We start from the raw sequence: 26074 nt of genomic DNA, 5'->3' as shown, positions 1-26074 counted from the left end.
GTCGGTCAGTTGTCTTTCTTGGGATGCTTGGTAGCCGACTTGCGCTGCAGCGCAACAGCCTTGAGCTCCTGCGCGGCTGCATCGTCGCGCCGCTGCGCTTCCAATGACAGCTGCACCGAGGTGCGTACCCACACCACGCGCGCCCAGTGGAAGGTCAGGACGAACATCGCCAGCCAACCCACCACGAGTCCGGCGCCGATCCCGCTCGGCGGGTCGAAGCCCGATACGCCGGGGGTGTTGCGCGACCACCAGGCCAGCATGCCCGCGACACAGCCGACCGCGCAGCCGCACAGGGCGATCCACGCAAAGAACCAGCGCCGGGTGAGCAGGGCGAGCGTCGAGAAGCCGATACCGAAGATCAGCTGGAGCCAGACCGAGATACGTGAGGTGATGGTGACGTTTTCCGCCACGGCCTCGGAGTTGAATGTCAGGACATCGATACCGCTGACCGAACCGGTATGTGGCAACACAATCGACAACATCACCACCAGCACCGCGCCCGCGACCACCAATGCGCGGGCGCCGGGATCGATCTCCCCCGCGACCTTCCGCTCGGCTTTGCGCAGGTCGCCTTCGAACTGTTCGAAATCGTCGCTTCGGTTTTTGCTGGCCATCAGTTCTCACATCCCGAGCCGCAGCCGGATTCAACCGGCGCTTCCATTGGTTTTCCGATTGTCGGCAGTCCCAGGCCCACCCCGATCGGCGGGGTCTGGGGTGTGGTGCCGGCGGCATGCGCATCGCCCGCGCGGGTGCGGCGGTGATTCCGCACACCCGAGTCGGCAAGTAGGTAGTGCGGTGCCGCACCTGTCACGTCGGTGTCGATCAGATCGCCGGGACGGATCGCGGGGTCGCTGGTCTCGAAATGCACCAGTCGCCCATCGCGAGCGCGTCCGGTCATCCGACCGGAATCCTTGCGCCCATCGGCGGTCACCAAGACCTCGACCGGGCTTCCGATCAACTTCTGGTTCTCTTCCAGACAGATCCGGTCCTGCAGATCGGTCAGGCGCATATAGCGCTCCGAGACAACCTCTTTCGGAATCTGGTCAACCATGTCGGCTGCGGGAGTACCCGGCCGAGGTGAGTACTGGAACGTGAAGGCACTGGTGAACCGCGCCTTGGCCACCACGTCGAGAGTCGCCTGGAAATCCTCTTCGGTCTCTCCGGGGAACCCGACGATGATGTCGGTCGTGATCGCCGCGTGCGGCATCGCGTCCCGGACGCGCTCGATGATTCCGAGGAACTTGGTGCTCCGGTAGCTGCGCCGCATCGCCTTGAGGATTCGATCGGAACCCGACTGCAGTGGCATGTGCAACTGGGGACACACATTGGTGGTCTGCGTCATCGCCTCGATCACGTCGTCGGTGAACTCGGCCGGATGCGGAGAGGTGAAACGGACCCGCTCGAGCCCTTCGATCTCACCGCAGGCGCGCAACAACGCCGCGAACGCCCCACGGTCACGTCCGAGCTCGGGGTCGGCAAACGACATCCCGTACGCATTGACGTTCTGGCCGAGCAGCGTCACCTCGAGGACACCTTCGTTGACGAGTGCCTGCACCTCGGCCAGCACGTCCCCGGGGCGACGGTCGACCTCTTTGCCACGCAACGCCGGAACGATACAGAACGTGCAGGTGTTGTTGCACCCCACCGAGATCGACACCCAGCCCGAATACGCAGACTCACGCTTGGCCGGCAGCGTCGACGGAAAGGCCTCGAGCGAATCGATGATCTCGACCTGCGCGACCTCGTTGTGGCGCGCCCGTTCCAGCAGGACGGGCAGCGAACCGAGGTTGTGCGTGCCGAAGACGACATCGACCCACGGCGCCTTCTGGACCACGGTGCTGCGATCCTTCTGCGCCAGACAACCACCGACAGCGATCTGCATTCCCGGGCGCTGGGCCTTCACCGGGGCCAGGTGCGAAAGATTGCCGTACAGCTTGTTGTCCGCGTTCTCGCGGACCGCGCATGTGTTGAAAACAACCAGATCGGGCTCGGCGTCGGCGTCGGCCCGGACGTAGCCGGCTTCCTCGAGTAACCCGGAGATCCGCTCGGAGTCATGGACGTTCATCTGACAGCCGTAGGTGCGGACCTCATAGGAACGGCCTTCGGCGATCTGGCCGACGGTACGGTCCGTGGCCTGCGGATCTGTCAACGAGATTGTCACCTGCCCCAGGGTACTTGCCATGTTCGACCTGGCGAAATGACGCCGGTCAGCTGCTTAGTCCACTGCTAGGCATCAGCAACCACCCAGGACCGGCCCAGGTCTGTTGCCGGGGTTGCGCTGCCGAGTGCCAGGTCATACTAATAGGGTCGGTATTCATGACAGCATTTTCGGACGGTTCGGACGCCGAGAAGTCGGTCCCGACATCTCAGGCCGGCACCGCGAACACCATGATCAGCATGAAGAACGTGCAAAAGCACTTCGGCGATCTACATGTGCTCAAAGACGTCCAACTCGACGTGCCCGCCGGCCAGGTGGTCGTGGTCCTGGGCCCCTCGGGTTCAGGCAAGTCCACCCTGTGTCGCACGATCAACCGCCTCGAGCCGATCGACAGCGGCGAGATCTGGATCGACGGGAGCGTCCTACCCAGTGAAGGCAAGGCGCTGGCGGCGCTGCGTGCCGACGTCGGCATGGTGTTCCAGTCGTTCAACCTCTTCGCCCACAAGACAATCCTGCAGAACGTCACGCTCGCACCGATCAAGGTGCGCGGCAAGAGCAAGGCCGAGGCCGAGAAGCGCGGGCTCGAGCTCTTGGAGCGGGTGGGGATCGCCAGCCAGAAAGACAAGTACCCAGCCCAGCTCTCCGGTGGTCAGCAGCAGCGTGTGGCCATCGCCCGTTCGCTGGCGATGGCGCCGAAGGTGATGTTGTTCGACGAGCCCACCTCTGCGCTCGATCCCGAGATGGTCAACGAGGTGCTCGACGTGATGGTCTCGCTGGCCAAGGAGGGTATGACCATGGTCGTGGTCACCCACGAGATGGGCTTTGCCCGCAAAGCCGCCGACCGGGTGATCTTCATGGCCGATGGAGCCATCGTCGAGGACGACGATCCGGAGACGTTCTTCACTGCGCCCAAGTCCGACCGGGCCCGTGACTTCCTCGGCAAGATCCTGGGCCACTGATGAGTGAGACGAACAACATGCGCCTCACGAAAAGAGCACGACCAAAACGATTGACCACACTGATCGGTCTGGCGCTCGCCGCGGTGCTGGTCACGGCCGGGCTCGCCGCCTGTGGCAACACCAATCCACGCAACCTGCTCGAGTCGATCGAGAACGGGTCGGTGATCGCAGGCACGAAGTTCGATCAGCCCGGACTCGGCCTGCGTCACCCCGACGAGTCGTTCACCGGATTCGATGTCTCGGTGTCGGAGTATGTGGTCAACAACATCGCCGAGACCAACGGCTGGGACAAGCCGAAGATCGAGTGGCGAGAAACACCGTCGGCACAACGCGAGACGCTCATCGCCAACGGTGAGGTCGACATGATCGCGGCCACCTACTCGATCAACGCGGCGCGTTCCAAGAAGGTCGCCTTTGCCGGTCCCTACCTGATCAACTACCAGGGTCTGCTGGTCCGCGAAGACGACGATGAGATCCAGACCCTCACCGACCTCAACAATGGCAAGAAACTGTGCTCGGTGACCGGCTCGACCTCGGCCCAGAACGTCAAGAACCAGTTGCCGAATGTCCAGCTGCAGGAGTTCGATTCGTACTCGTCCTGTGTCGAGGCCCTGCGCCGCGGCAAGGTCGACGCGCTGACCACCGACGAGGCGATCCTCGCCGGATTCTCGAACTTCTATCCCGGCGAATTCAAGCTGGTCGACATGACTTACCCCAAAGACGCCTGCGCGGGCAATCCCGAATCGCTGAAGAAGGCCGGGACCCCGTTCTCGACCGAGCGTTACGGCATCGGTCTGGCCAAGGAGTACCCGGAAGCAGTGGCGGCGGTCAACGAATCGCTCATCAACATGATGACGCCGCCTCCCGGGGGTGGACCGTCCGCATGGGAGCTCGCGCTACGCGAGGCCATCGGTGATTCGGAGGTCGACGCGATGATCGCCCGTACCGAGACAACCGACACCAAGTACACGTTCACCCCGACGCCGGGTGATCTGGCTTTCCTCGACTCCACACCGACGCCGTGCCCGGAAGGACTCTCATGAGCGAGCTGTGGTCCGACATCGGACCTGCACTGTGGCCTGCGTTCTGGGTGACCATTCAGCTGACGTTCTACTCCGCCATCGGCGCATTGATCTGGGGAACGATTCTCGCAGGCATGCGGGTGTCGCCGGTTCCGGTGATGCGCGTGTTCGGCACCTGGTACGTCAACATCGTGCGCAACACCCCGTTGACGTTGATCGTCATCTTCTGTTCGGTGGGGCTGTACCAGAACCTCGGTCTTGCGTTGGCACCTGAGAACGAGAACTTCGTCAAGAACAACAACTTCTGGCTGGCCGTTCTCGGGTTTGTGCTCTACACCTCGACGTTCGTCTGCGAAACTCTGCGGTCGGGTTTCAACACCGTGCCGATCGGCCAGGCCGAAGCCGCTCGATCGCTGGGATTGCCGTTCTCCAAGGTGTTTTCAATCATCGTGTTGCCTCAGGCCCTGCGATCGGTGATCGGACCGATGGGCAGCGTACTGATCGCCCTGACCAAGAACACAACCATCGCTTCGGCGATCGGTGTGGCCGAGGCCTCGTTGCTGATGAAAGAAGAGATCGAGAACCACGCGGATCAGGTGGTCTGGATCTTCGTCATCATCGCCGCCGGCTTCATGGTGATCACACTCACCGAAGGCTTTGTCTTCGGCTACCTGGCAAAGCGATTGGCGGTCAAGCGATGAGCGGCGCAACTGTTCTGTACGACGCACCCGGACCGAAGGCCCGCAGACGTAACCTGTTGATCGCGATCGCGTTCGGCGTGGTCCTGCTCGCGGTGTTCGTCTACGTGATGGTGGCACTCGGGGACAACGGGCAGCTCACTGCCGAGAAGTGGGATCCGTTCATCAAGGCCGACACCTGGACCACCTACCTGTTGCCGGGTCTGTGGGGAACGATCAAGGCGGCGGTGCTCTCCATCGTGTTCGCTCTGATCCTCGGAGCGCTCCTGGGCATCGGCCGGCTTTCTGAACACCGGTGGATCCGGATGCTCAGCGGCGGCACTGTCGAGATCTTCCGCGCCATCCCGGTGCTGATCCTGATGATCTTCGCGTACTACCTGTTTGCCGAGTATGCGGTGTTCCCCGCCGAGCAGCTGGCGTTTGCCGCCGTGGTCACGGGCCTGACCCTGTACAACGGCTCCGTGATCGCGGAGATCCTGCGGTCCGGCATCAATTCGCTGCCCTCCGGACAATCCGAGGCCGCCCATTCATTGGGTCTGCGTAAATCGCAGACCATGCGAATGGTGTTGCTGCCGCAGTCGATCACCGCGATGCTCCCGGCGTTGATCTCGCAGATGGTCATCGCATTGAAGGACAGCGCTCTGGGATACGCGATCGGCTACATCGAAGTGGTGCGCTCCGGAATCCAGTCGGCATCGTTCTACGGCAACTACCTGCCGGCCCTGGTGGTTGTCGCGATTGTGATGATCATCCTCAACTTCGGATTGTCGAATCTGGCCACCGTGGTCGAGCGTCGTGTTCGAGAGGGCAAGCGCAGGGGCTCCGTCGGCAAGGTGACCATCGAGGACGACGCGATCACCGCAGATCGCTGAGTTCGGCCCTCACCAGATCAAACGCAAGCGACGGCGCATAGCCGCGACGAGCAAGCATCGCCACCAGTCGGCGTGTGTGCTTGTCGCGGCTTTCGCGTTCTGACACGTCCTCGGCACAGAGTCGTGCTGTTTTGCGTCGGAGCAATTCCGCGGCCCGCTCACGCTCGGCTTCGTCGTCGACCTGACTGACGGCCTGCTCGATCACCGTGTCCACCACGCCTTTCTGGCGTAGCTCATGGCGCAGCGCGGTACGTCCCTTGCCGCTGTGCAGGTGGCGCGAACGTACCCATTGGTCGGCGAAATCCACGTCGTCGAGCAGACCGGCACGTTCGAGCCGTTGCATCACCGAATCGATCTCGGCCGCCGGAAAGTCTTTGTCCTGCAGCCGCCCTCGCAGTTCGGAACGACTACGCGCCCGGACACCGAGTAACCGAAGCGCGGCGTCGTATGCCGACGCACCGGTGCTCGACGCAGACGATCTCGACTCGGGTGCGGATGCCGACAGCGGCGGCGTCTCGAGGACGGGGCCCCGACACTCTGGTACCGGGGCGTCGATGGATACAGGTCGGGAGAGGATCTCCGCGGTCGCCGATCGTAGCTCGGCGATGTCAGCGCGGACATCCTCTCCCCCAGGTTCGTTCACCTGTTGCTGACCCTTTAGAACTCGACCGGTGCCGGCGCCACGGCGTCGTCCGCGGTCAGCACTGCACCGATTCCGAGCTTTTCTTTGATCTTCTTCTCGATCTCATCTGCGATCTCGGTGTTCTCCAGCAGGAACTTACGAGCGTTTTCCTTGCCCTGGCCGAGCTGTTCACCCTCGTAGGTGAACCACGAGCCGGCCTTACGGACGAATCCGTGCAGCACACCCATATCGATGAGCGAGCCTTCCTTGCTGATGCCGAGGCCGTACAAGATGTCGAACTCGGCCTGCTTGAACGGCGGTGCCACCTTGTTCTTGACCACCTTGACGCGGGTCCGGTTACCGACCGCGTCGGTTCCGTCCTTGAGGGTCTCGATCCGGCGGACGTCGAGTCGTATCGACGCATAGAACTTCAGCGCCTTACCACCGGTGGTGGTCTCCGGCGATCCGAACATGACACCGATCTTCTCGCGGAGCTGATTGATGAAGATCGCGGTGGTACCGGAATTGCTCACGGCACCGGTCATCTTGCGCAGCGCCTGGCTCATCAGACGGGCCTGCAGGCCGACGTGGCTGTCGCCCATCTCGCCTTCGATTTCCGCGCGCGGAACCAACGCTGCCACCGAGTCGATGACCAGGATGTCGAGGGCACCGGACCGGATCAGCATGTCTGCGATCTCGAGGGCCTGCTCACCGGTGTCGGGTTGCGAGACCAGCAGCGCGTCGGTGTCGACACCGAGCCGCTGTGCATAGTCCGGGTCGAGCGCGTGCTCGGCGTCGATGAAGGCTGCGATACCGCCGGCTTTCTGCGCATTGGCAACCGCATGCAGGGCCACGGTGGTCTTACCCGAGGATTCCGGGCCGTAGATCTCGACGACCCGGCCACGCGGCAATCCGCCGATACCCAGAGCGACATCGAGTGCGATCGATCCGGTCGGGATGGTGGCGATCGGCTGGCGGGCGTTCTCGCCGAGTCGCATCACCGAGCCCTTGCCGTAATTCTTGTCGATCTGGGCCAAGGCCAGGTCGAGTGCCTTTTCGCGGTCTGGTTGGGCTGCCATTTTTTCCCCTAGTGGTCTGGCCGAGTTCTCGGCGGTGGTGCCGCCGGTCTGGCGGGAGCGATCTTTTTTTCGCGTATTCGGCATCTCTTTGCGCACTGACGTCACGCTAGATCAACCCTCTGACAATTCCTCGACTCGCAGTCCGGAGTCCCGACGTTTCCCAACGTTGCTTGCCCACCACTGTAGGCGAACATCTGTTCGAGTCAACTACCATCGCACGCGACACGCCGAAGGAGGGTCTGGCGTAGAAGCGCTCTACCAGCGATTGCGAGGCACATCGAAGTCCCGGCACAGGGCCACCCACACGTCACGGGGATCCACCCCGGATTCGAGAGCCTGCGCGGCCGTCTTGCCGCCGAACTCCATGAGCGCATGGTCGACAAGCATCGAATCGGCCGTGGCGGCGCCGAACTCGGTGGTCAGAAGTTCGGTGAATTCGGTGAGTCGCACGCCGTCAAGGCTAGCGAAACGGTTGTGGGCCCGCCGCACGGGCACACAACGCCACCGGATCGAGGACATCGGCATTGCTCTGAGCTGCCCGGCGGGCAGAGATGGCAAATGAATTGTTCTGCAATATTTTTCGAACCGCCGACGCCATCGCATCGACTGTCGGCGGTCGGACGACCTCCGCGCATCCCCATCGCCGGGCCCGCTGTGCGAGCTCCCACTGATCTCCGCCACCGGGAACCAGCACCTGCGGAACGCCGGCGAGCATTGATTTCGCGAGCATCCCGTGGCCCCCACCACAGATCACCAGCGTCGCCTCGGCGAGCAACTCGTCCTGCCTGCCGTGCCCGGCGACGGCCCAGACGGGCAGTTCATCGACCTGCGGCGCCAGTCCCGAGACGACGGCGCGGACCGGCATGCCGAGCACATCCGGGTCCAGTGCCATCAATGCAACTTCGATCAAACCCACCGAACCCGTTGTTGCCGTGGACGGTGCGATGACGACCAAGGGCGCATCGCCCGCCGGACGGTCGAAGATCTTGTCGGTGGGTTCCCACAGCAAGGGGCCGATCAGCTCAGCGCCTTCGGGCCAATCCGGACGCGGAACCTCGAGAGCAGGCAGGGTGGCGATGATCCGGGCGGTGGGTTCGGGCGCCCGGGGCGGCAATCCCATCCCCGCACGTGCGGCTTCTCGTTGCCGATCGCCCTGCCTGATCGAACGTGCGGTGGCCGCTCGCATCAATCCGTCCCGAATCCGCCCCGACAGACCGGTCCCCGGTTCCAGCCCGCTACCGATCGGCGGGAGGCCCACCGAGGCCCGGTAGAGCGGATGCGGGGAGAGTTCGATCCACGGGACTCGCAGCGACTCGGCCGCCCATCCCCCGCAGACTGTGATGACATCGCAGATGACGAGATCGGGGTCGAAGTCGGCAAGTTCAGGCACCAGTAACTGGCACATCCGCGCGGCGCGGGCACTGAGCTTGGCACCGGCGTCGCTGTCGTCATCGTCGGCCTCTGCGGCCAGCCCCGGCAGCTGCCGAACCTGCAACCCCCGTGCCGCGGCTGCCTGTGCCCAACCCGAACCCGTATAGACAACTGGCGAAAAACCGTTGCCCTGCAACAGGTTCGCGAGAGACAGCATGGGGAACGCATGACCGGCATCAGAACCGGCCACCAGCGCTACCCGCACCTACGACTCCTCGCCTATCGGCCCCGCCGTCACAGTCCGGTGTTCGTCGGACTCTTGTCAGAACTCGACCACTTGATCAGCGCGATCACGCCGATCACCACGAGGCCGATCACCAGAATTGTCAGCAAACCCTTCACCAGCGCCATGATCAGGCCGAAAGCCAACCACACCACCAGGATTGCCAGCAGCACCTTCCACCACATGTCATCCTCCTCGTTGATCCATCCGTTGACATCAACGGTGCCAGCACAGCACCCGTTTGTCATCGGTGAACAGGCAAGATGGGGGAAAGTTCAGGGACTACCCCGAGTACGCGCTCAGTTCGACTGGGGCTTCTCGACGTTGACCGACGGTGCCGCAGGCTCCGCGGCGGGTGCGGCGGTGGTCTCACCGGCAGCCAACGACTCACCGGCCATGGAGGCCCGGATCTGTTCGAGTCGGGAGTGCCCGGCCATCTGCACGCTGGCCTGCTGAACCTCCATCATGCGGCCCTGCACCGAATTCCGGGAGAGTTCGGCCGACCCGAGTGCGTTGGCGTAACGACGCTCGATCTTGTCGCGCACCTGCTCGAGGTTGGGGGTGTTGCCGGGCGCGGCCAGTTCACTCATCTGGTTCAGAGACGCCGAGACCTGCTCCTGCATCTTGGCCTGCTCCAACTGACTCAGCAATTTGGTCCGCTCAGCAAGCTTCTGCTGCAACATCATCGAGTTCTGCTCAACTGCATGCTTGGCCTGTTCGGCGGCCTGCAGCGACTGATCGTGGAGCGCCTTGAGGTCTTCGACGCTCTGCTCCCCGGTCACCAACTGCGCGGCGAAAGCCTCGGCAGCATTGGTGTATTCGGTCGCCTTGGCGGTGTCACCTGCCGCCGTCGCCTTGTCTGCCAGAGTCAACGCCTGCCGGGTGTTGGCCTGCAGCCGTTCGATGTCCTCGAGCTGCCGATTGAGCTTCATCTCGAGCTGGCGCTGATTGCCGATGACGGCAGCGGCCTGCTGCGAAAGAGCCTGATGCTGACGCTGTGCATCTTCGATAGCCTGCTGGATCTGAATCTTCGGGTCGGCATTCTCATCGATCTTGGCGTTTCCGAACGCCATCAAGTAACGCCATGCCTTCACAAACGGGTTAGCCATTGCCCCTGCCTTGTCTTCAGTACGATTCCGAGCAGTCCTCGATCCAATCTATCGTCTGAGCCCGCGCAGTGACACCAGCGAGTGTCAGGCGGCAGCCAGCGCCGACGCCGGCTGCGGTATGACAACCTTCGTGTCGGTCGCGATCGATGCGCGCCCGGAAGGCTGCGAAACGTGGTCCAGATCGGTGCGAAGTGTGTCGCGGACATCCAGCAGGACGTCGGCGATCTCCACCTCGAGTGCATCGCAGATCGCAGCGAGCAGTTCGCTCGACGCCTCTTTTTGGCCGCGTTCGACCTCAGACAGGTAGCCCAGGCTGACCCGGGCGCTCGTCGATACCTCACGCAAAGTGCGGCCTTGATCCATCCGAACCCGCCGCAGGCTGCCACCGAGTGCTTCCCGCAGGAGCAATGCCATATGAGTCCTCCTCAACACGTCAGTCTGTCCAACGCAGGACGGTCCGATTCCGTTCCCGGTCCGCAAACCCACGTTCATTCCTCTGCCCACAGGTCTGCACTTTTTCGTCACTGCCGCGGATGCAGCACTCACACGAACTCAGTCGAGCCAATCGAGCAATTCACCGATTGACCGTGTGCACGACATTAGACGAATATCCCAGCGGTCGCCCTGCAGCGACATGCCAACGACCTTGGTGTCGAATCCGATGGTCCCGGCCGCCTGATCGGAGCGCGCCCGAGCCAAGCCGCAGAACACCGTGCCCGGAGCCTTTCCGTCCTGTGGATCGGGACCCGCCACTCCGGTCAGGGATATCCCGTACGTCGCACCACACCGGGTGGCCGCACCGATCGCCAACTCCTCGGCAGTTCGCGCCGCCACCGGTCCGAACTCCTCGAGCGTATCGGCGCGGACCCCCGCAAGGGCCGCCTTGAGGTCGGTTGCATAGACGATCAGACCGCCCCGCAACACCTCGCTGGCACCGGGGACTCCCGCGATCATCGCGGACAGCAGGCCGGCCGTGAGCGACTCGCTGGTGGCCACGGTTTCTTCGCGGCGGCGCAACTCGGCCACCAACCGCCGCGCCGGCTCCCCGGCCAGCGGATCGACGCTCACCGTGCGGAGCTGTCGCCGGGGTGCCCGGACCGTTCGTCCCGACGTATCGTCGCCGCGTCCCGGCGTCGCTGGGCCCGTTTGGCGAAGGCCTGCCATACATAGTCGATGCCGGTGACCACGGTCGCCACCAGCGCCGCACCCATCAGCACGATCGCGATCCAGTGCAACAGTCCGGACAGCGGCAATATGTAGAGGCCGATCGCAAAGACCTGCAAGAGCGTCTTGATCTTGCCGCCGCGACTGGCCGGGATCACTCCGTGCCGCAGCACCCAGAACCGCAGGACCGTGATCCCGAGTTCCCGGGCCAGGATCACGCCGGTCACCCACCAGGGCAGCTCACCGAGGATCGACAGACCGATCAATGCAGAGCCGATCAACGCCTTGTCGGCGATGGGGTCGGCGAGCTTTCCGAAATCGGTGATCAAGCCGCGTTCGCGCGCGATCCGGCCGTCGTAGTGGTCGGTGATCGCGGCCAGCGCGAAAACGCCCCACGCCAGTGTTCGCCACCACGGGTTGTCACCACCGTCGATGAACAGGATCGCAACAAACACCGGCACCAGCGCGATCCGAAAGATCGTCAAGATATTGGCCAGATTGAGGATCGGTACTTCTTCGCTGACCAGATCCACAATCGGGTCCGGCTCGGCGCCGCTCATCTCGCGACGCAAACGATCAGCCACGCGATGCACCCTGCAGCGCCGAATCAAGATGCCCAATACCCACGTGCACAAGGATAGGTTGCCCCGACTGCGGCGAAGGGCCGGGGTACACAGGTATTAATGTTTCACGCATGGCATCTGACAACAGCTCGGCGAACGAGCCTGCTGCTGCAACCGATTCGAAGGCTGACGCGATTGTGCGCCGGGCACGAACCTCGGATGTGCCGCGCATCAAAGAGCTGATCGACCAGTACGCGGGCAAGATCCTCCTCGAGAAGAATTTGGTGACGCTCTACGAGGCCGTCCAGGAGTTCTGGGTCGCCGAGGACGACGGCCGCGTGGTCGGTTGCGGCGCGCTCCACGTCCTCTGGGCCGACCTCGGTGAGATCCGTACCGTCGCCGTCGACCAGTCGATGGCCGGGCACGGCATCGGCCACCGATTGGTGAGCCGACTGCTCGACATGGCGCGGCAACTCCAACTGAGCCGAGTGTTCGTGCTCACCTTCGAAACCCGCTTCTTCGGCAAACACGGCTTCGTCGAAATCGCCGGTACCCCGGTGACCGCCGAGGTCTATGAGGAGATGTGCCGGTCGTACGACGCCGGTGTCGCCGAGTTCCTCGACCTGAGTTTCGTCAAACCCAACACCCTTGGCAATACCCGGATGTTGGCCACCCTCTAGGACCCGACCGCTCTTCCAACTGAAAGAAGCACCGTGGCAACGTTTCTCGTCGAGTACACCTTCTCCCCCAGCACCGCGGCCATCCGCGACGAGACCCGGCAGGCGCATCGCGCCTGGTTGTCGGGTCTGTGCGACGACGGCATCTTGAAGGCATCCGGACCGTTCCCGGACGGCCTCGGCGCTCTGCTGATATTCCGGGCAGAGGACGAGGCCGCCGTGAAGGCCCTGATCCAGGATGATCCGTACGTTCCGGTCTCGGCCATCGACGCCACGTCGATTCGCGGGTGGAACCCGGTGATCGGACCGATCACCGACTGATCCAGGTCACCGCCCGTTCAGATCCCGACCGTGGGGTGTCTCGTCTGACTTGGCGGCGGCCTTCTTATCGTCCGACTTCGTCTTCAGCAGGCTCGCCACCGTGGTGATCACCAGGGTTCCGACGATCACGGACAGCGACACCGGTGTCGAGATCACCGGCACCGAGATGGGGTCACCACCGTTGAGGAATCCCAGGGTGTTCTCGTGCAGTGCGTGCAGCACGAGCTTCACACCGATGAAGCCGAGGATGAACGAGAGTCCGAACGACAGGTAGACCAACTTGTCGAGGAGCCCGCCGAGCAGGAAGTACAGCTGGCGCAGACCCATCAGGGCGAAAGCGTTCGCGGTGAACACGATGTAGGGCTCTTCGGTGAGTCCGTAGATCGCCGGGATCGAGTCGAGCGCGAACAGCACATCGGTGAATCCGATGACGATCAGCACCATCAGCATCGGCGTGGCCAGCCGCTTGCCGTTTTCCCTGGTGAACAGCTTGTCGCCGTCGTAGTTGTCCGACGTGCGCAGCACCTTCTTCACGAAGCGCTGAATGGCACTCTCGCGCTCTTCCTCGGCTTCGACCACGTGGTCGGATTCGCGCAGAAGTTTGATGGCGGTGAAGATCAGGAAGGCGCCGAACAGGTAGAACACCCACGAGTAGGCATCGATGGCGGCGGCACCGACTGCGATGAACGCACCGCGCATCACCAGAGCCATCACGATTCCGAGGAGCAGCACCTTTTGCTGATACTCACGCGGTACCGCGAACTTCGCCATGATGATGACAAAGACGAACAGGTTATCTACCGAGAGTGCTTTCTCGGTGACGAAGCCGGCGTAGTACTCGGTACCCGACGTCGAGCCCCACTTCCACCACACGAACCCGCCAAAGATCAGGGCGAGGGTGATGTAGAAAGCGGACCAGAATCCGGATTCTTTGATCGACGGGGCGTGTGGGACCCGTACGTGAGCAAAGAAGTCGAAGACGAACAACCCCAAGATCACCAGACAGGTGATGATCCACACAATGGGTGACACATGCACAGTTGAAGCCTCCAAGCGGCAGTCGAACGAATAGTAAAGACTACTTTACGCATCGATTCACGTAGACCCGCGCACACTGTGCGACCGGCCACCTGCTACCACGATAAAACCTTCAGATCAATCTGACGGTCGCGGAAGGTTGCTCGCCGCCAGAAGTCCCTGGTCTGCCCCTAGAAGTCCGGGTCGTCGTCCGTGTCGTCGGCACCGCCACCACCGGTGATCGAGGCGATGACACCGGCGAGATCCTCGGGTTTTACGAGCACCTCACGCGCCTTCGAACCCTCCGACGGTCCGACAACCCCGCGGGTCTCCATCAGATCGATCAGGCGTCCGGCCTTGGCGAAACCGACGCGGAGCTTGCGCTGCAGCATCGATGTCGATCCGAACTGACTCGACACCACAAGCTCGATCGCCTGCAGCAGGTCGTCGAGATCGCCACCGATGTCGTCGTCGATGTCTTTCTTGTCCGCGACCTTCTTTATGGTGACACCCTCGGTGTAGTCGGGCTCGCTCTGCTCCTTCGCGAAATCCACCACCGCCTGGATCTCTTCGTCGGTGATGAACGCACCCTGCATCCGGATGGGCTTGCTGGCTCCCATCGGCAGGAACAACCCGTCACCCATACCGATCAGCTTCTCGGCACCGGGCTGGTCGAGGATGACCCGGGAGTCGGTGAGCGACGACGTCGCGAACGCCAGCCGGGAGGGCACGTTGGTCTTGATCAGACCGGTGACCACATCGACCGAGGGTCGCTGCGTGGCCAGGACCAGATGGATACCCGCGGCGCGCGCCTTCTGGGTGATCCGGACAATCGATTCCTCGACTTCGCGCGGGGCCGTCATCATCAGGTCGGCGAGCTCGTCGACAATCGCCAGGATGTACGGATACGGCTTGTAGATGCGCTCCGAGCCGAGCGGTGTGGTGATCTCCCCGGACTTCACCTTCGCGTTGAAGTCATCGATGTGACGCACCCGCGACGACTTCATGTCCTGATAGCGCTGCTCCATCTCCTCCACGAGCCAGGCCAGTGCGGAGGCGGCCTTCTTCGGCTGGGTGATGATCGGCGTGATGAGGTGCGGAATGCCTTCATATGGTGTGAGTTCCACCATCTTCGGGTCGATCAGGATCATCCTGACCTCTTCCGGTGTCGCACGGGTCAGCAGCGAGACCAGCATCGAGTTCACGAAGCTCGACTTACCTGAACCGGTGGAGCCGGCGACCAGAAGGTGGGGCATCTTCGCCAGGTTCGCGGCAACGAAATTGCCTTCGATGTCCTTGCCAAGGCCGACAACCAGTGGGTGCTTGTCTTTGCGGGTCGACGCTGCGGTGAGCACGTCGGCCAGTCGGACCATCTCACGGTCGGTGTTGGGGACCTCGATACCCACGGCCGACTTGCCGGGAATCGGGGCAAGCAGCCGGACATTGTCGGTGGCCGCGGCGTAGGAGATGTTGCGCTGCAGTGCGGTGATCTTCTCGACCTTCACACCCGGTCCGAGTTCGACCTCATACCGGGTGACCGTGGGCCCCCGGGTGAAGCCGGTGACGGCGGCGTCGATCTTGAACTGCTCGAGAACCGCGGAGATCCGGTCGATCATCTCGTCGTTGGCGGCGCTGCCCAGCTTGGGCGGATCGCCTTCGATCAGCAGGCTGGCCGGCGGCAACTTGTAGTCGCCCTCCACGGCACGATCGACCAACATCCCGTTCTGCGGCATGTCGTCGTCTTCGTCGTCGTCGGCCGGGACCGGCGGCGGGGTCGGCTTGGCGACGGGTCGTTTGCGGACCGGCTTGGCTCCGGCAGGAGGCGTCTGCAGGGCTTCGGTGACCGCTGTCGGTGCACCGTTGTCGTCGATGATCTCTTCGGTCAATGCCTCCGCGGCGGTCACCGGCGGCGGGGTCCGCCGACGGGGCCTGCTCAGCGACTCGGTGCGGGCAGGCAGCGGCGGAAGATCCGGTGGGTAGTTGTTGTACGGGTCACCGTAGGCCGCCTCGCCAAACGAGTTGTCCGCGCCGAAGTCGTCGTCTTCGTAGTCGCCCTCTTCATCCCATTCCTGGGCGACGCCAAGACCGAGGTACGACCCGACCACGACGAACAATTCGCGCACCGTCAGCCCGGACAGCAAGAGCAGACCAAATGCCATGCACAGCAACAGAATCGGCACGGAGATCCACGCGGTCAACCCGTCGGTGAGAGGTCCGCCGACGGCGAACCCGAAGAATCCACCAGCGTCCTGACGCTCCGACAATTCAGCCGGGCGGCCGGCGAAGATGTGCCACAGCCCGGGCAGTGGAAGCCCGATCAACAATGCAGCGCCGATATACCGACCACGACTGCGCGGATTCGGGGCATGCCGCATGAGCACAAATGCGGCAACGATGAAGATCAGCGGCAGCAGTATGGCCACGGTGCCGATGACAGCCCTGGCTGCGGAATCGACAAACGCGCCGACCGGCCCTCCGGCGTCGAACCAGATTGCAGCGACGACCACGATCGACAATGCGATCAATACGAGCGCGAGTCCGTCGCGGCCCTGCGTATGGACGTTCTGGTCCGCTCCCCCGCCGGACGAATCGTCGAAAGCATCGTTCGGTTGGTCGTCCCAGCCGTCGTCGCCGCTGTACTGGCGCTCGTCGTAGTGGGGGTCACCGCCACGCGAACCGGACCGGGCGACCGCACCGACACCCTTGGCCAGCAGTCCCCATCCCGCACCGACACCACCGCCCACAGCCTTGAGGGCCGAGCGCCGCGGTGGCGCCGATGCCTTGGTCCGGGCCGAGGTCGCTGCCGACCTGCTCGATGCCCGGGCGCCTGCGGTTGATTTCTTGGCTGTTGGCGCCTTCTTCGCAGCGGGCCTCTTGGCCGACGCCGCGGCCTTCTTCGCCGGAGCCTTACGCGGGGCAGCCTTCTTGGCGGCAGGTTTCTTCCCGGCCGCAGAACTGCGAGCGGGCGCGCCAGAACGAGCGGTGGACTTGGTTGCCATGGGTGCCACCTTAGTCGGCAACAGTCACACAAACCTCATCTACAACACGTGTATCGGGCTTGCGTGTCGAATTCGTGATTGTTGCTAGAAACCGCGCTTGGCTGCCTTCACCGCCGCGACCGCCTCGGCGTCACCCTCGAAAACCAAACGCGTCTGGGCTCGTCCGAACGTGAACAACAACAGTTCCAGCGGTTCACCGGTGATCCGAACCGCAGGCCCGCTGCCTCCGGTTGCGATCTGTTCACCATCAGGGGTGACCAATTCAACAGTCGCGGGTGACTTTGCGATCGCCCTTTTCGCCATCGCCTTCAGCGGCGTGAGAATCGCCTTGGTCTCATCGGCCCCAAGGGTCCGAGGCTCCCATCCCGGCGCCCCACGGCGGACATCCTCGTGGTGCACAAACATCTCGGTGACGTTCGCGAAGCGATCGAGCGGTTTCATCGGCGAATACAGCGGGGGCCCGGCAGCGAATTTTGCCACCATCGAATCCCAGTCGGCCTTCGCAGCCTTGTCCTGGACCGACTTCGTATGCCCGGCAAAGGCCGGGATGAGGATCCCCGGCGCCGCGTCGAGGCGATACTCACGAACGATCATGTGAGCGGTCAGATCCCGGGCCGTCCATCCCTCACAGAGGGTTGGCGCGTCGGGTCCGACCGCACGAAGAGTGGTCACAAGCGCTGAACGTTCATCTCGGGCAATCGTCATGGCACCACCCTATGTGGCGCCGACCACCCTTGCGGCGCATAACAACTAGCTGTTGCCGGAGTCGCTCACTGTCAGAACCGTTGGCACGATCATCGGCCGGCGGCGGTACTTGTCGGCAACCCAACGGCCGACCACCCGACGGATGGTCTGCGCGATCCGATGCGCGTCGGTGATACCTTCGTTGGCCAGCTGCTCCAGAGAGTGGTCGACCAGGTTTGCCGCTTCTTTGAGCGCTGCCGGATCATCGGAGAATCCACGACCGGAGACCTCGGGTGGGCTGACCGCTCGACCGGTGTCGGCGTCGATCACCACCGCGATCGCGATGAAGCCGCCTTCACCGAGGACAAGTCGTTCGGACAACGTCGACTCGCCGACATCTCCGACAGACAGTCCATCGACGTACACGAAGCCCACCGGAACCCGGCCGGTGATCGATGCGCGACCGTCGACGAGATCGACGATCACGCCGTCCTCGGCCAGGACCACGGCATCGGACGGGACACCGGTGGCCTCGGCCAGCTTGGCGTTGGCACGCAGGTGACGCCATTCACCGTGGACCGGCATCACGTTCGACGGCCGGACGGCGTTGTACAGGTACAGCAGCTCTCCTGCCGATGCGTGTCCGGAGACGTGCACCTTGGCGCTCTGCTGCGTGACCACGGTGGCACCGCGTCGCGCGAGGCCGTTGACCACGGCAAACACCGAGTTCTCGTTGCCAGGGATGAGCGATGACGCCAAGACCACTAGATCGTCGGCGTGAATGTTGATCTGCCGGTGTTCGCCCTTGGCCATCCGCGAGAGCGCGGAGAGCGGCTCGCCTTGCGATCCGGTCGAGACGAGCACGAGCTTGTTGTCGGGCAGTGCGGCGGCGGTGTCCATGTCGACCACCACGCCGTCGGGCACCCGCAGGTAGCCGAGTTCCTGGGCGATCTGCATGTTGCGCACCATCGAGCGTCCGACAAACGTCACCCGGCGCCCGTGGGCGTGGGCCACGTCGACAACCTGCTGGATCCGGTGGACATGGCTGGCAAAGGACGCCACGATCACACGGTGTTTGGCCTTGCCGATCACCTGGTCGAGAACGCCACCGATCTCACGTTCGGGGGTGACGAATCCGGGAACCTCGGCGTTGGTCGAGTCGACAAGGAAGAGGTCGACGCCTTCATCGCCGAGCCGGCTGAAACCGGCCAGGTCGGTGAGACGGCCGTCGAGTGGCAACTGGTCGAGCTTGATGTCGCCGGTGTGCAAGACCACGCCGGCACCCGTGCGGATGGCCACTGCCAGCGCGTCCGGGATCGAATGGTTGACCGCGAAGTACTCGACCTCGAACGGACCGTGTTTGGTGAACTCGCCTTCGAACACCTCGATCAGCTTGGGCCGCAGGCGATGCTCTTTGCACTTGGCCGCCAGCAGGGCAAGCGTGAACTTCGCGCCGATCACCGGGATGTCCGACCGCAACCGGAGCAGGAACGGCACGGCGCCGATGTGATCTTCGTGTCCGTGCGTCAGGATGATCGCCTCGACGTCATCCATCCGGTCTTCGATGTACCGGAAGTCCGGCAGGATCAGGTCGACACCGGGCTGGGCATCCTCGGGGAACAACACACCACAGTCGACGATCAGCAACTTGCCGTCGTATTCGAAAACGGTCATGTTGCGGCCGATCTCACCGATTCCGCCGAGCGCAACGATGCGCATGCCGTTGGCCGGGAGTTTCGGCGGGGTGCCGAGCCTGTTGCTGTTCTCGACAACCCGGGCATCGGTCCGTTTCGCTGCCGACTGTCCCTGACCGCCACGACGATTCCGCGGAGACCGCTTCTGTGCGACCGACTTTGATGACTTGGGTGCGTTCGATTCGGGGATGTTGTCCGCCTTCGGTTCCGCCGCAGCGGGGATCGTCTGTGGTTTCGGCTCTGCCGGTGGTCCGGCCTTGCGGCGGATCACTCTGCCGCGCTTACGGCCGGACGAATCTGGAGATGTCATGAAAGCACCTTCGCTGCACGCAGATCCGCGATCAGCGCTTCGATTTGTGGACCGTTCGCCGGCACCTGCGGTAACCGGGGGTCGCCGACATCCATACCCAGGATGCGCAACGCTGCCTTGACCATCGTGACGCCTCCAAGACGGCCCATCGCGTTGACGAGCGGGATCATCGACAAATTGAGTTCACGGGCCCGGACGAGATCGCCCTTGTTGACCGCGTCGAGCATGTCACGCAAGCGGTCGGGAACCAGGTGGCCGATAACGCTGACAAAACCCGCTGCTCCGATCGACAGCCACGGCAGGTTCAATGCGTCTTCGCCGGAAAGATACTGAAGGCCGGTGTCGGCCATCAGCGATGCCGCCGAGTTCAGATCACCCTTGGCGTCTTTGACGCCGCGGATGTTCGGGTGGCGCGAGAGCTCCAACAGGGTTCGGTGCTCGATCGGGATGACCGACCGGGGAGGAATGTCGTATAGCAACACCGGCACGTCGGTGGCGTCGGCGATGGCGGTGAAGTGCGCCAGCAGACCTGCCTGCGGCGGACGCGAGTAGTACGGGGTCACCACCAACAGGCCGTGCGCACCGATCGCTGCCGACTCCTTCGCGAACCAGACACTCTCGCGAGTGTCATAGCTGCCCGCGCCCTGCACGATCCGGGCGCGGTCGCCGACCGCGTCCAGGACCACCCGAAGCAGGTCGAGCTTCTCGGCCGGAGACGTGGTGGGCGATTCGCCTGTGGTGCCGGAGACAACCAGTCCGTCGCAGCCACCGGAAACGAGCCGGTCGGCAAGTTCAGCAGCTCGTTCGAGGTCCAGCGATCCGTCAGCGGTGAACGGGGTAACCATCGCAACACTGACAGTCCCGAAGGGGAAGCTCTGTGGTTGCGTCGCACCGGTGATCATGGTCGTTAAGGTTACCGGAGCACAGGCCAGTCGCTTAATCCGTGGCACCTGTGGGGCGCCGCGGCGTTTCAGCCTTCGAGAACAAACGGCGACGTGGCCACTTCGGTGCCGTCCGAGAGTGTCCCGATCTCGAAGTCTCCGAAAACAGTTGGCGCGACATCGATGAGCTGACGCAGGCATTCGATCGCCAGTTGCCTGATCTCGACATCGGCATGTTCGGTGGCCCGCATGCCGATGAAATGACGCCACGCGCGGTAGTTACCGGTCACGACGATCTTGGTTTCGGTGGCGTTGGGAAGGACCGCTCGGGCTGCCTGCCGGGCCTGCTTACGCCGCAGGATGTTGTTGGGTACGTCCGAGAACTTCTCTTCCAACGCGGTCAATAGTTCCGAGTACGCCTTACGGCTGGCGTCGGTGGCCTCGATGAACAGTGCCTCGAGTTCCGCGTCGCCGCGGATGGCCGGTGGCGGTACGACGTTCGAATCGTGCTCCGGCACAAAGCGTTGCGAGAGCTGCGAATACGAGAAATGACGATGCCGGATCAATTCGTGGGTGCACGAACGCGAGATCCCGGCGATGTAGAACGTCACGGTCGCGTGTTCGAGCAGCGACAGATGTCCGACTTCCAGGATGTGACGCAGGTATCCGGCGTTGGTTGCTGTCCGGGGATTCGGTTTGTCCCAGCTCTGATAGCAGGCCCGGCCCGCGAACTCGACCAACGCTTCCCCGCCGTCGACGTCAGTGCTCCACGGCACATCGGCGGGAGCGTCGAACGACGTTTTCGCCACCAGTTGCACCTTCAACGGCACCAATTCCGACACTGCACTTCCTCTTTCCTGTGGGTTCGAACCCCATCGATTGTCCACCACCGTGGAGACGCACATGTTATCGACCTCACCTGCCGGGTCAGGGCCCGCCGGCGCGGATGAACGCTGCCGTTCCCGACGATGAACATCGACGGATCGGCGAGCCGAAACCGGGTCCGGGCCGCCACAGAACCCTCTACTGTGACAACGCGCCACACATCCGGCGTTGATTCTTCGCCCGAAAGTGAGCGCAATGCGTACCCGTCGCGGATTGACCGCCGTCCTCCTGACCACCGGATTCCTGCTCGGTCCGACTGCGCTACCGGTGATGACCGGCGTCGCGCTCGGTGGTGGAATACCGACTGTCTCCGATTCCGGGACCGCAGCGTCCTCACTGGCCGGACGACTCATCGACCTCGAGGGTACCGAGAACACCCGGACACTGGCCGGCTTCCGTACCGCGGACGGTTCCGTGGTCAGGGAGAACCGCGTCCTGCGCTCGGACAATCTCTCGAAGCTGGCAGCTTCCGATGTCAGCATTCTGCAGGCTCAGCAGGTTGTCGCGGTCGTCGATCTGCGGACCGTCTTCGAACGGGCATTGCAACCGAACAAGCCGATTGCCGGCACGACGTCCGAGTCCAACGACGTGCTCGGCGCCCTCCCGCCGACCAGCCTCATCGATCTGGCGGCGGCGTACCGCGCATTTGTCACCGACAGCGGCGCCCGCGCAGCGTTCGCGGCGACGCTGCTTGAGATCAAGACCGCGGCCGCCGACGGCAAGGCCGTGCTCTATCACTGCTCGGCGGGCAAAGACCGGACCGGCTGGACGACCGCAGTTCTGCTGACCCTGCTCGGCGTGGATCGCGCGACCGTCGAAGCCGACTTCCTGGCCAGCAACACGTACCGCCACACCAGTGCCGACGATCCACTCAACGGGGTGAACATCGATTGGCTGCGTGCCTCGTTCGACACCGCCGATGACGTCTACGGCAGCTTCGACAACTACGTGCGCGCCGGGCTCGGCCTCGGCGACGACGACGTCAGCGCGTTGAAGTCCACGTTGCTCGTCTGAGGCGGCTCGTCCGACAGCGGTTTATCTGACAGCAGGTCATCTGAAAGCTGCTGACCCGATGGCCCTTGCCAGCACCGGAGCAAGATCGCCCCGATCGCCGACCTCCACGCGGCCGACACCGAGCCAGAGCGCCATCGCGTGGAGGTCTGCGGCCAGGGACTGCGCCACCACCGTGGGGTTGGGCCCGGATTCGCAGAAGGCTCCGAGAACCAGCAGCCGATCCCCGACCCTGTCTGTCTTGAGGTCGACGCGGGCGACGATCTGGTCGCCCATCAGGTACGGGAGCACGTAGTAGCCGTGGACCCGCTTGGGCTCGGGCACGTAGATCTCGATGCGGTAGTGGAAGTCGAAAACCCGCTCGGTACGGGGCCGGAAGAAGATCAGCGGGTCGAAAGGGCTGAGTAACGAGCTTCGGGTCACCGTGCGTGGGATCCGCGCGGCCGGGTCGAGGTAACCCGGTTTGGACCAACCCTCCACCGTCACCTGCTGAATCGTCCCTGCCGACAGCAGGTCGGCGATCGCGTCCCGCGCGGGTTGGGGTTTGAGCCGGTAGTAGTCGCGGATGTCGGCTTCGGTGCCGACTCCGAGCGCGGTCACCGAACCCCGCACCAGCTCACGGATCGCGTCGTCGCGTGCGATCTCGACGTGCAAGTGCTCCCCCACCACGTTCTCGGCGAGGTCGTAGTAGCGCGTGAATCCGTTGCGCCGCATCGCCGAGAGTTCTCCGGCGGCGAACATCACCTCACACAGGTGTTTGACCTGGCTGCGGTCCCACCAGGTGCCCTTCTTCGGACGCTTCTCGTGGCCGAGGTGGTCTTCGATCAACCCACTGGTACTGGGCCCGATCTCTGCGATGGTGTCGCGGATGACCGCGCGCATCGCCAATGAGTTCCGGTCTCCAACCGCTTGGCGATAGCGGCCGTGCCGGAAGTCTTCCATCCGCCACCGGAACAGCGGCCAGTGCTCGAGCGGGACCAGCGCCGCCTCGTGCGCCCAGTATTCGACGAGCAGAGTTGGCCGGCGCGGACCCGGTTCCCAGGCAGCTTGTTCGAGTACCGCGCGGTCGTAGTTTCCGAGACGACTGAAGACCGGCATGTAGTGGGCACGGACCGCAATGCTCACCGAGTCCATCTGCAACAGTCGTGTTCGTTCGAGTACCCGCTGCAGGTGTTTACGGGTCACCGGCCCGGCTGGAAGTCGATCGGTGAAACCTTGTGCCGCCAAGGCAATTCGACGCGCCTGCGCACCTGACAGCTGATCGCGGCCGGCCACTGTTACGCCCTGGCCGTGTATTTCAGGAAACGGTAGCGAAGACCGTTCCCGGATTCCTGCCACGGCTCATCGGCCGAGAGTTCCCAGCGCTGCGGCTCCAGATCTGGTGCCCGGGTATCACCATCGGGCACCTCGATATCGATTTCGGTGACGTAGACGATGTCAGCCAGATCCAGAGTGGCCCGGTAGATTTCACCGCCACCCATCACAAAGACCGTGGTGTCGAGTTCGCGCCCGGCGGCGATCGCCGATTCGACATCCGGAAAGCTGCGAGCGCCTTCGCCGAGCCAGTCCCGCTTCCGGGTGACGACCAGGTTTTCGCGCCCCGGCAGCGGACGAAACCTCGGCGGCAACGAATCCCACGTGCGACGGCCCATCACCACCGGATGTTTGCCGGTCACCTGCCGGAAGTACTTTTGATCTTCGGACAGCTTCCACGGCATGTCTCCGCCGCGGCCGATCACACCGTCGACAGTCTGGGCCCAGATGAGTGCGATGGTCACAGGTTCTAGACCGCCACCGGCGCTTTGATCCCCGGGTGGTACTTGTAGTCGAGCACCTCGATGTCCTCGTAGCGGTAGTCGAAGATCGAATCACGTTGCGCCAGAGCCAATGTCGGGTACGGGTACGGGTCACGGGAGAGCTGCTTGGTGACCTGTTCGACATGGTTGTCGTAGATGTGACAATCGCCGCCGGTCCAGACGAACTCCCCGACCTCGAGGCCGGCCTGCGCCGCCATCATGTGGGTGAGCAGTGCGTAGGACGCGATGTTGAACGGCACTCCGAGGAACAGGTCGGCGCTGCGCTGGTAGAGCTGGCAGGACAGTTTTCCGTCGGCGACATAGAACTGGAAGAACGCATGACACGGCGGAAGTGCCATCTGCGGGATCTCTCCGACGTTCCATGCCGAGACGATGTTGCGTCGCGAGTCCGGATTGGTGCGCAACATCTCGAGCGCAGCACTGATCTGGTCGATGTGCTCGCCCGAGGGTGTCGGCCAACTGCGCCACTGCACGCCGTAGACGGGTCCGAGTTCGCCGTTGGCGTCGGCCCACTCGTCCCAGATGGTGACGCCGTGTTCCTGCAGCCACCGCACGTTCGAATCGCCGCGCAAGAACCACAGCAGCTCGTAGACGATGGATTTCAGGTGCACCCGCTTGGTCGTGATCAGCGGAAACCCTTCAGATAGGTCGTAACGCAACTGGTGACCGAACAGGCTCCGGGTGCCGGTGCCCGTGCGGTCGGCCTTGGGAGTCCCCGTTTCCAGGACCAGCCGCAGCAGATCTTCATAAGGGGTCGGAATGTTCACCGCGTCGCTCACGGGCCCAAGTCTAAAGGGCGACGCCGACATCTCTGCACATCGCGGCCCCAGCCGCGCCTAGACAGCGACACTGGATCCGAGACAAATGCACCTGTTCCAGTCATTTGCACATGTTGCAACGTGTGTAAATGACTGGAACAGGTGCATTTGTCTACCCCATCAACTGCGCAGCAACCGTCGCCCCGAGTTCCCAGCAGGCTTCGAGATCGTCTTTGCTGGGTTTGCCCGACACCACAACGTATTCGGCGGCTTTGGACCAGCCCAGGCCCGTGGTGATGGAATCGACAGCCCGTTCGGCCCCTTCGGAGCCCTCGTTGCCGTGAAGGTAGAGCCCGAACGGTCGTCCGCGGGTCGAGTCGAGAATCTGGTAGTACGCACCGTCGAACGCATGCTTGAGCGCGCCGCTGATGTAGCCCAGGTTGGCGGGCGTTCCGAGTACGTAACCGTCGGCCTCGAGCATCTCGGCAGGTGACACCGTGAGCGCAGCCCGGCGCACCACGTCAACGCCGTCGATCTCGGGATCGCTCGCGCCGGACACCACGGCCTCGAACATCGCCTGACAATGCGGCGACGGTGTGTGGTGAATGATCAACAAACGCGACATCAACGCTCCCCTGTACTACGACTCGGATTCTTTCTCCTGCGCCACAGCACGTTTCATCATCTCGCGAGCACGGCTGCGGTCGCCGGCGTAGTCGTAGGCGCGTGCGATGCGGTACGTCGACCGCCAGTTACTCGGGTCGGCTTCCCACTCCGCCTTGACCTGAGCGAACAGCTCATCGGCGGCCTCACGTTCGATGCGACCCGAAGGACGCTTGGGCAGGGCCGAGACGTCGAGTTCATGACCCTCCTCGCGCATCCGGCGGGCCAGTCGCTGATGGGCGATACCGGACCGCAGCGCACCGACCACCATCCAGACACCGAGCAACGGCAGGATGATCACCCCGATACCCAGACCGATTCCGACCACTTCGCCAGTGGCCATCAGATCGACGGCACGAGTCCCCAGCAAGAAGAAGTAGAAGAAGAGCACCAGGACGAGTACAACGATCCCGATGACGATCGGCCGTGCGTCTTTCTGCTTCTCGCTCACCACCTC

Annotated in this window: 29 protein-coding genes; 7 read left to right on the top strand and 22 right to left on the bottom strand. The window is 63.4% G+C overall.

What is annotated here, in order from left to right; translation table 11 throughout:
- Nucleotides 1–5: 5 nt before the first annotated feature.
- Entirely contained in the window at nucleotides 6–614 is a 609-nt protein-coding gene (locus AC1TPF_RS17275; RefSeq protein WP_482139210.1) for an Rv2732c family membrane protein, read from the bottom strand.
- The gene (gene miaB, locus AC1TPF_RS17270) at nucleotides 614–2161 is read right to left on the bottom strand and encodes a tRNA (N6-isopentenyl adenosine(37)-C2)-methylthiotransferase MiaB (protein WP_482144833.1); all 1548 of its coding nucleotides are present in this window, start codon (nucleotides 2159–2161) and stop codon (nucleotides 614–616) included. The genes AC1TPF_RS17275 and miaB overlap by 1 nt, the downstream gene beginning before the upstream one ends.
- Nucleotides 2162–2388: 227 nt before the next feature.
- Here miaB and AC1TPF_RS17265 point away from each other — a divergent pair, with 227 nt between their 5' ends.
- From AC1TPF_RS17265 to AC1TPF_RS17250, 4 genes are read left to right on the top strand one after another with little or no spacing between them, the layout of a single operon-like run.
- A complete protein-coding gene (locus AC1TPF_RS17265) occupies nucleotides 2389–3117 on the top strand; it encodes an amino acid ABC transporter ATP-binding protein (RefSeq protein WP_482139888.1) in 729 nt (242 codons plus the stop codon).
- Nucleotides 3117–4160 (top strand): glutamate ABC transporter substrate-binding protein, encoded by a 1044-nt coding sequence (locus AC1TPF_RS17260; RefSeq protein ID WP_482144832.1) that lies wholly within the window; start codon nucleotides 3117–3119, stop codon nucleotides 4158–4160. The genes AC1TPF_RS17265 and AC1TPF_RS17260 overlap by 1 nt, the downstream gene beginning before the upstream one ends.
- Complete coding sequence (locus AC1TPF_RS17255; RefSeq protein ID WP_482139206.1) at nucleotides 4157–4840, top strand: amino acid ABC transporter permease; 684 nt, start codon at nucleotides 4157–4159, stop codon at nucleotides 4838–4840. The genes AC1TPF_RS17260 and AC1TPF_RS17255 overlap by 4 nt, the downstream gene beginning before the upstream one ends.
- Nucleotides 4837–5709, top strand: coding sequence for an amino acid ABC transporter permease (locus tag AC1TPF_RS17250; protein WP_482144831.1), 873 nt, complete (start codon nucleotides 4837–4839; stop codon nucleotides 5707–5709). Before AC1TPF_RS17255 ends, AC1TPF_RS17250 begins: the two co-directional genes overlap by 4 nt.
- On the opposite strand, the gene AC1TPF_RS17245 is transcribed toward AC1TPF_RS17250, so the two are convergent.
- The 9 genes from AC1TPF_RS17245 to pgsA all read right to left on the bottom strand — a co-directional run bounded on the left by AC1TPF_RS17245 (nucleotide 5693) and on the right by pgsA (nucleotide 11921).
- On the bottom strand, nucleotides 5693–6352 hold the full coding sequence (locus AC1TPF_RS17245) for a regulatory protein RecX (protein ID WP_482144830.1): 660 nt from the start codon (nucleotides 6350–6352) through the stop codon (nucleotides 5693–5695). The two genes, AC1TPF_RS17250 and AC1TPF_RS17245, sit on opposite strands and share 17 nt — an antisense overlap.
- Nucleotides 6353–6366: 14 nt before the next feature.
- A complete protein-coding gene (recA, locus tag AC1TPF_RS17240; RefSeq protein ID WP_482139200.1) occupies nucleotides 6367–7410 on the bottom strand; it encodes a recombinase RecA in 1044 nt (347 codons plus the stop codon).
- A 255-nt stretch (nucleotides 7411–7665) separates the two neighbouring features.
- Nucleotides 7666–7860, bottom strand: coding sequence for a DUF3046 domain-containing protein (locus tag AC1TPF_RS17235; RefSeq protein ID WP_482139198.1), 195 nt, complete (start codon nucleotides 7858–7860; stop codon nucleotides 7666–7668).
- A gap of 10 nt (nucleotides 7861–7870) precedes the next feature.
- Nucleotides 7871–9046 (bottom strand): glycosyltransferase, encoded by a 1176-nt coding sequence (locus AC1TPF_RS17230; protein ID WP_482144829.1) that lies wholly within the window; start codon nucleotides 9044–9046, stop codon nucleotides 7871–7873.
- A gap of 29 nt (nucleotides 9047–9075) precedes the next feature.
- A complete protein-coding gene (locus AC1TPF_RS17225) occupies nucleotides 9076–9249 on the bottom strand; it encodes a hypothetical protein (RefSeq protein ID WP_482139194.1) in 174 nt (57 codons plus the stop codon).
- A 114-nt stretch (nucleotides 9250–9363) separates the two neighbouring features.
- A complete protein-coding gene (gene pspA, locus AC1TPF_RS17220) occupies nucleotides 9364–10173 on the bottom strand; it encodes a phage shock protein PspA (RefSeq protein ID WP_482139192.1) in 810 nt (269 codons plus the stop codon).
- Between the two features lie 84 nt (nucleotides 10174–10257).
- Nucleotides 10258–10587, bottom strand: a complete 330-nt coding sequence (locus AC1TPF_RS17215) for a helix-turn-helix domain-containing protein (protein ID WP_482139190.1) — start codon at nucleotides 10585–10587, stop codon at nucleotides 10258–10260.
- Nucleotides 10588–10725: 138 nt separating this feature from the next.
- Entirely contained in the window at nucleotides 10726–11241 is a 516-nt protein-coding gene (locus tag AC1TPF_RS17210; protein WP_482144828.1) for a CinA family protein, read from the bottom strand.
- A complete protein-coding gene (gene pgsA / locus AC1TPF_RS17205) occupies nucleotides 11238–11921 on the bottom strand; it encodes a CDP-diacylglycerol--glycerol-3-phosphate 3-phosphatidyltransferase (RefSeq protein ID WP_482144827.1) in 684 nt (227 codons plus the stop codon). Before pgsA ends, AC1TPF_RS17210 begins: the two co-directional genes overlap by 4 nt.
- Nucleotides 11922–12031: 110 nt before the next feature.
- On the opposite strand from pgsA, the gene AC1TPF_RS17200 reads away from it, so the two are divergent.
- A complete protein-coding gene (locus AC1TPF_RS17200; RefSeq protein WP_482139184.1) occupies nucleotides 12032–12580 on the top strand; it encodes an amino-acid N-acetyltransferase in 549 nt (182 codons plus the stop codon).
- Between the two features lie 33 nt (nucleotides 12581–12613).
- Nucleotides 12614–12898 (top strand): YciI family protein, encoded by a 285-nt coding sequence (locus AC1TPF_RS17195; protein WP_482139182.1) that lies wholly within the window; start codon nucleotides 12614–12616, stop codon nucleotides 12896–12898.
- A 6-nt stretch (nucleotides 12899–12904) separates the two neighbouring features.
- On the opposite strand, the gene AC1TPF_RS17190 is transcribed toward AC1TPF_RS17195, so the two are convergent.
- The 6 genes from AC1TPF_RS17190 to thyX all read right to left on the bottom strand — a co-directional run bounded on the left by AC1TPF_RS17190 (nucleotide 12905) and on the right by thyX (nucleotide 21325).
- Entirely contained in the window at nucleotides 12905–13936 is a 1032-nt protein-coding gene (locus tag AC1TPF_RS17190; RefSeq protein WP_482139180.1) for a TerC family protein, read from the bottom strand.
- Between the two features lie 170 nt (nucleotides 13937–14106).
- Nucleotides 14107–16914: a DNA translocase FtsK gene (locus AC1TPF_RS17185; protein WP_482144826.1), complete on the bottom strand. Its 2808-nt coding sequence runs from the start codon at nucleotides 16912–16914 to the stop codon at nucleotides 14107–14109.
- Between the two features lie 84 nt (nucleotides 16915–16998).
- Complete coding sequence (locus tag AC1TPF_RS17180; RefSeq protein ID WP_482139177.1) at nucleotides 16999–17619, bottom strand: TIGR03085 family metal-binding protein; 621 nt, start codon at nucleotides 17617–17619, stop codon at nucleotides 16999–17001.
- 45 nt (nucleotides 17620–17664) lie between these two features.
- On the bottom strand, nucleotides 17665–19602 hold the full coding sequence (locus AC1TPF_RS17175) for a ribonuclease J (RefSeq protein WP_482139175.1): 1938 nt from the start codon (nucleotides 19600–19602) through the stop codon (nucleotides 17665–17667).
- On the bottom strand, nucleotides 19599–20504 hold the full coding sequence (gene dapA, locus AC1TPF_RS17170) for a 4-hydroxy-tetrahydrodipicolinate synthase (protein ID WP_482139173.1): 906 nt from the start codon (nucleotides 20502–20504) through the stop codon (nucleotides 19599–19601). Before dapA ends, AC1TPF_RS17175 begins: the two co-directional genes overlap by 4 nt.
- 68 nt (nucleotides 20505–20572) lie before the next feature.
- The gene (gene thyX / locus AC1TPF_RS17165; protein WP_482139171.1) at nucleotides 20573–21325 is read right to left on the bottom strand and encodes an FAD-dependent thymidylate synthase; all 753 of its coding nucleotides are present in this window, start codon (nucleotides 21323–21325) and stop codon (nucleotides 20573–20575) included.
- 238 nt (nucleotides 21326–21563) lie between these two features.
- Here thyX and AC1TPF_RS17160 point away from each other — a divergent pair, with 238 nt between their 5' ends.
- Nucleotides 21564–22382 carry a tyrosine-protein phosphatase gene (locus tag AC1TPF_RS17160; RefSeq protein WP_482139169.1) on the top strand — a complete coding sequence of 273 codons (819 nt, stop codon included), beginning with the start codon at nucleotides 21564–21566 and terminating at the stop codon, nucleotides 22380–22382.
- Nucleotides 22383–22418: 36 nt separating this feature from the next.
- Here AC1TPF_RS17160 and AC1TPF_RS17155 read toward each other — a convergent pair whose 3' ends face one another.
- From AC1TPF_RS17155 to AC1TPF_RS17135, 5 genes are all read right to left on the bottom strand, one after another.
- On the bottom strand, nucleotides 22419–23654 hold the full coding sequence (locus tag AC1TPF_RS17155) for a winged helix-turn-helix domain-containing protein (protein ID WP_482139167.1): 1236 nt from the start codon (nucleotides 23652–23654) through the stop codon (nucleotides 22419–22421).
- A 2-nt stretch (nucleotides 23655–23656) separates the two neighbouring features.
- Nucleotides 23657–24157: a dihydrofolate reductase gene (locus AC1TPF_RS17150; RefSeq protein WP_482139165.1), complete on the bottom strand. Its 501-nt coding sequence runs from the start codon at nucleotides 24155–24157 to the stop codon at nucleotides 23657–23659.
- Between the two features lie 5 nt (nucleotides 24158–24162).
- On the bottom strand, nucleotides 24163–25005 hold the full coding sequence (locus tag AC1TPF_RS17145; RefSeq protein WP_482139163.1) for a thymidylate synthase: 843 nt from the start codon (nucleotides 25003–25005) through the stop codon (nucleotides 24163–24165).
- Nucleotides 25006–25126: 121 nt separating this feature from the next.
- A complete protein-coding gene (locus AC1TPF_RS17140; protein WP_482144825.1) occupies nucleotides 25127–25579 on the bottom strand; it encodes a flavodoxin family protein in 453 nt (150 codons plus the stop codon).
- A gap of 15 nt (nucleotides 25580–25594) precedes the next feature.
- A complete protein-coding gene (locus tag AC1TPF_RS17135) occupies nucleotides 25595–26068 on the bottom strand; it encodes a hypothetical protein (protein ID WP_482139159.1) in 474 nt (157 codons plus the stop codon).
- Nucleotides 26069–26074 lie beyond the last annotated feature (6 nt).

The organism is Williamsia sp. Y853 (assembly GCF_056786495.1).
This window is presented reverse-complemented; position numbering and strand designations above follow the sequence as displayed.